Raw genomic sequence first — 6301 nt, forward strand, 5'->3', positions numbered from 1 at the left:
GTGCGCCGTTTCCCTCCACCGTCCGTCCCGGCACCCTCTCCACCGCGCCTCATCCCTCGGCACCTTCCATCCGGCTCTCCCGACGTCGACGCGAGCGGTCAAGTCTGTGTTTAGAATGAAAACCGTTTTCATGTCCATGAAATTTGGCCCATACCCGCACTGGTCCGCGCAGGCCCTCGCGCACACAGGAAAGGAGGTCGGATGCGGAACGTCCCCGCACCGACCGGAGGGGCTGTCGGCTCCCCGCCCGGCACCCCCGAACCGGACCGGGGCGGCACCCCCACCGCACCCGTTCCGAAGATCCGCTGGATGACCACCCCCGCCGGGACCGCCACGACCGCCCTGGTCCTGGCGGTCGGCCTCGCCCTGTCTGTGGTCGTGGCGATCGGCCTGGGGTCGGCGGTCATCCCGCCGGGTGAGACCGTCCGCTACCTCTGGGCCGCGCTGACCGGCGGGACCATCCAGGCCGACGAACTCATGCGCTACCAGGTCATCTGGCAAATCCGCACCCCGCGGGTGCTGCTCGCCGCGGTGGTCGGTGCCGGGCTCGGGGTGGTCGGCGTGGCCATCCAGGCGATGGTGCGCAACGCCCTGGCCGACCCCTACATCCTCGGTGTCTCCTCCGGGGCGTCGGTGGGCGCGGTGCTGGTCGGCGTCCTCGGCGGGCTCTCCTTCCTGGGCATCTACGCGGTCTCCGCCGGGGCCTTCGCCGGAGCCCTGGCCGCGACCCTGCTCGTCTACGCCATCTCCTACTCGCGCATGGGCATCACCCCGCTGCGGCTGGTGCTGACCGGGGTGGCGCTGTCCTTCGGCTTCCAGGCGATCATGAGCGTGATCGTCTACCTCGCCCCCAGTAACGAGGCCACCAGTACCGTCCTGTTCTGGACCATGGGCAGCTTCGGCGCCGCCACCTGGGGTTCGCTGCCGGTGGTCGCGACCGCCGTGCTCGCGGGCGTGCTCCTGCTCCGTTCACTGGCGCGTTCCCTGGACGTGATGGCGCTGGGTGACGAGACCGCCGCGAGCCTGGGTGTGAGCTCGGACCGCCTGCGCCGCTGGCTGTTCGTCCTGACCGCCGTGATGACCGGCGCGATGGTGGCGGTCAGCGGGGCGATCGGGTTCGTCGGCCTGGTCGTTCCGCACATCGTGCGCATCCTCGTGGGCGCCGACCACCGCAGAGTGCTCACGATCGCCCCGCTGGCGGGCGCGGTGCTGATGGTGTGGGTGGACCTGGTCTCCCGGGTGGTAGTGGCCCCGCGCGAGCTCCCGCTCGGGGTGATCACCGCGCTGGTCGGCGTACCGGTCTTCATCGCCCTGATGCGCCGCCGCGGCTACCTGTTCGGAGGCCGCTGATGGACCTTCGTCTCGACGAACTCTCCGTGGACCTGGGCGGGGCGCGGATCGTGCGGGAACTGACCCTGGACGTCCCCGACGGGCAGGTGGTCGGGCTGGTCGGCCCCAACGGTTCGGGCAAGTCCACCGCGCTGCGCTGCGTCTACCGAGCGCTGGGCCCCAGCGCGGGCCGGGTGCTGCTGGGCGGGGAGGAGCTGTCCGCGATGAGCCTGCGCCACAGCGCCCAGCGGGTGGCCGCGCTCACCCAGGAGAGCGGGAGCGACCTCGACTTCACGGTCGAGGAGCTGGTCGCCCTGGGCCGCGCACCCCATCTGCGCGGAAACCAACCGCTGAGCGCGCGCGAGCGCGACCTGTGCCGGAACTCGATGGAGCTGCTGGACGTGGCCCACCTGGCCGGGCGCGGCGTGCTCGAACTGTCGGGTGGCGAACGCCAGCGGGTCCTGGTGGCCCGTGCCCTGGTGCAGGAGCCCCGGGTGCTGGTCCTGGACGAGCCCACCAACCACCTCGACGTGCGCCACCAGCTCGAACTGCTGTCCCTGCTGCGGGCGGCGGGCGTGACCGTGCTCGTGGTCCTGCACGACCTCAACCTCGCCGCCTCGGCCTGCGACCTGATCGGTGTGCTCTCCGAGGGCGCCCTGGTGGACGCGGGCTCCCCCAAGGAGGTCCTGACGCCGGCGCTGCTCCGGGAGGTCTTCGGGGTCGAGGCGTCCGTGGTCCCCCATCCCCTCACCGGCGACCCCCAGCTGCTGTACCAACTCCCACCCGCAAGGAAAGGCCTCCGTTGACCCCCAGGAAGAACCTCAGAAGGAACCGTCTCCCCCGGTCCGGCGCCTGGTCCGGCCCGCTCTCCCTGCCCCGCTCCGGTGCGTGGACCAGCCCGCTCCCCCGTCCACGAACCCTGCTGCCCCTGGCCGCCGTCACCGTTCTGTTGGCCGGGTGCGGGGCCGAGGTCGAGGGCGTCTCCGAGGCGGGTGTCGGACCGGTCACCGTCCAGCGCTGCGGTGAGGAGGTGGAGTACACGACCCCGCAGCGGGTGGTCGCCTACGAGGGCGGCAGCGCCGACAAGCTCTTCTCGCTGGGTCTGGTCGACCACGTGCACGGCTACGTGATGCCCCCGGCCAACCCGCCGGTCTCGGAGTCGCCGTGGGCCGAGGACTACGAGGCGGTCGAGTTCCTCAGCGACGACCTGCTCAACCGCGAGCTGGTCGTGGACGCCGAGGCCGACCTGGTGGTCGCGGGCTGGAACTCGGGCTTCAGCGACCAGCGCGGCATCACCCCGGAGATCCTGGACGGGATCGGCATCCAGAGCTTCATGCACTCCGAGTCCTGCTTCAACTACCCCGGCCACCCCGAGCGGGTGACGCCGTTCGAGGGGCTCTACACCGACCTGGAGCGGCTCGGGCAGATCTTCGGTGTGGAGGAGCGCGCCGAGGAGCTGGTGGGTGAGTTCGAGGAGCGGGTCGCGGCCGTCGAGGAGCAGGCGCCCGAGGGCGACCCCGTGCCGGTCTTCCTCTACGACTCCGGCACCGACCAGCCCTTCACCGCGGGCAACCAGGTCCCGCCCAACGACATCATTGGGCACGCCGGGGGCGAGAACATCTTCGGTGACCTGGAGGAGCGGTGGACCCAGGTGGGCTGGGAGGCCGTGGTGGAGTCCGAGCCGGAGGTGATCATCATCCTCGACTACGGCGACCAGCCCGCGCAGGAGAAGATCGACTTCCTCTCCTCCTCCCCCGCGATGGCGGAGGTGCCTGCGGTAGTCGAGGAGAACTTCTTCGTCCTGGACTACAACGAGGGCATCTCGGGGCCGCGCAACATCGATGGCCTGGAGAACTTCGCCGAGTACCTGCGCGAGCTGAACGGCTAGTGCTGTCGCCGGAAACCGTCGCCCGGGTACCTTCACGCCGCGACGGGTAGCGGGCGGCCTCCCCAGCGAACACCTTTCCCGCTGTGCACCCGGGCCCGTTCCCGGCGTTGGGCCGCGGGTACCTCCGGGTCGCGGGCGGTGCCGCCGGTGTCGTTGGCGTCCAGAACGGTGCCGGCGACGGAGACCTTGGTCGGGCCGTCTTCGTACTGTCGCGGTTCCTCTCACGCTGGGCGCTCCCTGTCGGCGGCACGGGATTGCGGGCACACGGAAGCGGGTGGTGGCCCCGGCCGGGGCCACCACCCGCGATGGCGGTGTCAGTCGGTCACACCGATGCCACGCGCGCCCGCACCTGTCGGCGCAGGCGGCCGAACAGCTTGGGGTTGTTCATCGCGAACACGCCCACCGGCTCGCCCTGGCGGCGGAACTCGGCGGCGAACACGCGGTCGTCCGGCGAGCCGTCCACGACGACGACCTCGTCGGCGTCCTGGGGGTGTCCGACGACCTGCAACCGGGTGCCGTACTGGTTGGACCAGAAGTAGCCGGAAGGCCGGTACTCCTCGATCGTCGTGCCCGCCAGGAGATTGCGCACTGCGGCGGCGGGCTGTTCGGAGGCGTTGGTCCAGTGCTCGTGCCGGGTCGGCCCGTCGGGGCTCTGGTACCGGGCGACGTCGCCCACCGCGACCACGGCCGGATTCTCGGTGACGCATCCCGCGTCGCAGAGCACACCGTTGTCGGTGTTGAGGCCGGATCCGGCGAGCCACTCGGTGTTGGGCACCATTCCGATGCCCACCACGACCACGTCCGCGGGCAGGTGGGTGCCGTCGGCCAGGTCCACGCCGGAAACACGCTTCCACGGGCCGAAGCCGCCGGAGGTCAGGGACTGCACGCCCACTCCGGTACGCAGGGCCACGCCGTGGTCGGTGTGCAGCGCCGCGCAGATCCCGCCCATGGTCGGGCCGAGGACCCGTGCGAGCGGGGTCGGGCTCGCCTCGACGACGGTCACCGGTCGGCCCAGCGCGTGGCAGGTGGAAGCGACCTCCGCGCCGATCCAGCCGGCACCGATCACCACCACTCCCACAGAGCTGTTCTCCAGGTCGGTGCGGAGCGCCGCCGCGTCGTCGAGCGTCCGTACGGTGTGCACGCCGGACAGCCCCTCTGATCCGGGGAGCGCGCGGGCCCGGCCACCGGTGGCGATGACGATCCCGTCCGCGGCGATCTCCTCACCGCTGCTCAGCCGGATCGACTTGGCCGCCAGGTCCAGGCTCTCCGCCCGGACGCCGAGGTGCCATTCCGCGGCCAGCTCCTCCAGGTCGGAGTTGTCGGCCAGGCTCAGGCTCTCCGGTGTGCAGGTGCCCTGGAGGTAGGCCTTCGACAGCGGCGGGCGGTCATAGGGCATGTACGGTTCCTCACCGAGGACCGCGATGCGCCCGTCGAACCCCTGCGACCTGAGCTCTTCGACTGAACGCAGCCCCGCCAGCGAGGCCCCGACGACGGCAACAGTTCTCATACGACTGCCTCCTGGTTCTGCGGGACCACGTAGATCACGCCGTCCTCGATCACGACACTGTGGGTTCGAACCGGCTTCTTGGCCGGCGCACCGGTGGGCATGCCGGTCCGGAGGTCGAAGCTCGCGGCATGGAGCGGGCACTCGATGAAGCATCCTTCGAGCCACCCCTCGGACAACGAGGCGTCCTGGTGACTGCACGTGTCGTCCACGGCGTAGATCTCACCGTCGGCGTTGAAGACCGCGATCGGGACTTCACCGGGGATGCGAATCGCCTCTCCCTCAGGCAGTTCGTCCACGGCACACGCTGGGATCATGACGCGACCTCCGGGTTGCGCTAAATGGAACAGTGTGTTCGATACGCAACACAATGATGTGAGAGCGATCAAAGCGCCGTCAAGGCGTACCACCCAGTAATCTCGGGTGAGTTGCACCAATCGATTAGGGTTGCACTATGAGAAACTCAGGTGACAGCATCGAACCCCGGGACTCGTCGACGATCCAGTCCGTGGACCGGGCCATCGACATCCTGGAACTCCTCACGCGCACCGACGCGGGGATCACGGAGATCGCGAGCGAGCTGGGCGTGCACAAGTCCACCGCGTCGCGGCTCGTGCACACACTCAAGTCGAGACGACTCGTGGAGCAGCACGGGGAGCGCGGCAGATTCACCCTCGGCATGGGCATGCTCCGGTTCACCGGCGCCGTCGCCGGCCAACTCGACATCGTCCAGATCGGCAACCCGGTATGCGAGGAGCTGGCCGAGCGCCTCGGCGAGACGGTGAACGTCGCGGTGCTCGACTCCCTGGACGCGATCAACGTCAGCCAGGCCCGGGGCACCTCGGCCGTGGCGGCCCAGAACTGGATCGGACAGCGCACGCCCTCGCACGCGACGGCCAGCGGCAAGGTCCTGCTGGCGTTCATGGCCAGGGCCGAGCTGGACGAGCTACTCGCCGGAGAGCTGGTGTCCTACACCCCGCGCACGATAACCGACCTCCAGGAGCTGCGCGAGAACCTCAAGAAGGTGGCCGAGGACGGGTACGCCATCTGCTTCGAGGAGTTGGAGCCGGGCCTGCACGCGATCGGCGTGCCGGTGTTCGGGCCGGGCGACGAACCGATCGCCGCCATCAGCGCGGCGGGGCCGGCCTACCGACTGTCGAGGAAGCGGATTCCCGAGGTCGTGGAGGAGCTACAGCGAGGGGCACGCGACCTCGCCGGGCGGCTTGCGCTGACGGGCTGACGGACGGCGCCGACCCGATGGTCGGACGCCGCTCGGCGTTGCTGATATATCAATCAGCGATTAAGTCTCGATCAAACCATCAAGACTTCTATCTCAGATCTTGACAGACCAGCGGGCAGCCCTCACTGTGGTCGAAATCGCGTTGTGCAGAACGGAATGCGTTGCAAATAGCGCAACAACCAGAGGGAGTGCCCCCGTTGGTTTCCACCGCACCGAGTGCCCCGATCCTCGACCGGACCCTGGGTGATCTCGATCCCGAGATCGCTGAGACCATCGGCCATGAGCTGACGCGTCAGCGCGACACCCTCGAGATGATCGCCTCGGAGAACTTCGCCCCGCA

General features: G+C 69.6%; 6 protein-coding genes. 4 read left to right on the plus strand and 2 right to left on the minus strand.

Annotation, left to right across the window (positions count from 1 at the left end):
• Positions 1-201 precede the first annotated feature (201 nt).
• The 3 genes from D457_RS0126435 to D457_RS0126445 all read left to right on the plus strand — a co-directional run bounded on the left by D457_RS0126435 (position 202) and on the right by D457_RS0126445 (position 3217).
• On the plus strand, positions 202-1350 hold the full coding sequence (locus D457_RS0126435; RefSeq protein ID WP_017583691.1) for a FecCD family ABC transporter permease: 1149 nt from the start codon (positions 202-204) through the stop codon (positions 1348-1350).
• Positions 1350-2135, plus strand: coding sequence for an ABC transporter ATP-binding protein (locus D457_RS0126440; RefSeq protein WP_017583692.1), 786 nt, complete (start codon positions 1350-1352; stop codon positions 2133-2135). The genes D457_RS0126435 and D457_RS0126440 overlap by 1 nt, the downstream gene beginning before the upstream one ends.
• Positions 2136-2248: 113 nt before the next feature.
• The gene (locus D457_RS0126445) at positions 2249-3217 is read left to right on the plus strand and encodes an ABC transporter substrate-binding protein (RefSeq protein WP_086002240.1); all 969 of its coding nucleotides are present in this window, start codon (positions 2249-2251) and stop codon (positions 3215-3217) included.
• A gap of 322 nt (positions 3218-3539) precedes the next feature.
• Here D457_RS0126445 and D457_RS0126450 read toward each other — a convergent pair whose 3' ends face one another.
• The gene (locus D457_RS0126450; RefSeq protein WP_017583694.1) at positions 3540-4724 is read right to left on the minus strand and encodes an NAD(P)/FAD-dependent oxidoreductase; all 1185 of its coding nucleotides are present in this window, start codon (positions 4722-4724) and stop codon (positions 3540-3542) included.
• Entirely contained in the window at positions 4721-5038 is a 318-nt protein-coding gene (locus tag D457_RS0126455) for a bifunctional 3-phenylpropionate/cinnamic acid dioxygenase ferredoxin subunit (protein ID WP_026117058.1), read from the minus strand. The genes D457_RS0126450 and D457_RS0126455 overlap by 4 nt, the downstream gene beginning before the upstream one ends.
• A 137-nt stretch (positions 5039-5175) precedes the next feature.
• On the opposite strand from D457_RS0126455, the gene D457_RS0126460 reads away from it, so the two are divergent.
• On the plus strand, positions 5176-5961 hold the full coding sequence (locus D457_RS0126460; RefSeq protein WP_017583696.1) for an IclR family transcriptional regulator: 786 nt from the start codon (positions 5176-5178) through the stop codon (positions 5959-5961).
• Positions 5962-6301 lie beyond the last annotated feature (340 nt).

The organism is Nocardiopsis valliformis DSM 45023, assembly GCF_000340985.1.
GTDB lineage: Bacteria > Actinomycetota > Actinomycetes > Streptosporangiales > Streptosporangiaceae > Nocardiopsis > Nocardiopsis exhalans.

Bases quoted from the DNA above. Each gene is read 5' to 3' on its own strand.
- D457_RS0126435 (WP_017583691.1), top strand. From the start codon at position 202: ATGCGGAACGTCCCCGCACCGACCGGAGGGGCTGTCGGCTCCCCGCCC.
- D457_RS0126460 (WP_017583696.1), top strand. From the start codon at position 5,176: ATGAGAAACTCAGGTGACAGCATCGAACCCCGGGACTCGTCGACGATC.
- D457_RS0126455 (WP_026117058.1), bottom strand. From the start codon at position 5,038: ATGATCCCAGCGTGTGCCGTGGACGAACTGCCTGAGGGAGAGGCGATT.
- D457_RS0126450 (WP_017583694.1), bottom strand. From the start codon at position 4,724: ATGAGAACTGTTGCCGTCGTCGGGGCCTCGCTGGCGGGGCTGCGTTCA.
- D457_RS0126440 (WP_017583692.1), top strand. From the start codon at position 1,350: ATGGACCTTCGTCTCGACGAACTCTCCGTGGACCTGGGCGGGGCGCGG.